General features: G+C 47.6%; 1 protein-coding gene. It reads right to left on the bottom strand.

The genetic code is table 11. The features are described from left to right. Positions 1–23: 23 nt before the first annotated feature. The coding region (locus ACZ2V4_RS11885; RefSeq protein WP_490514975.1) for a hypothetical protein at positions 24–246 on the bottom strand (223 nt) is incomplete at its 5' end.

Below are 246 nucleotides of genomic sequence, written 5' to 3'. Positions count from 1 at the left end.
ACTAAAATTGAGACAGTGTGTCTTTACGTCGTCGGCAATTCTGCGTTCACAGTTAATCCAAAACTGTACGTACCAAATGCTCCTAGCAATACGTTACCGGCCGGAAGATTCAGCCGCGCCCCGTTATTGGTCTGGGAAGCTATTGTTGGATTGCCCGCAGCCAAACCTGAAGATGAGACGTTGCTGGCTACTAGAGTGGGGTTATTTACGCGTTTATATGCGTACTGCACTGTAATTTGTGGGACT

This window comes from Macrococcus sp. CoH-51_TC_04 (genome assembly GCF_058188655.1).
The sequence above is the reverse complement of the archived record's forward strand: the minus strand, read 5'-3'. Positions and strand labels throughout refer to the sequence as shown.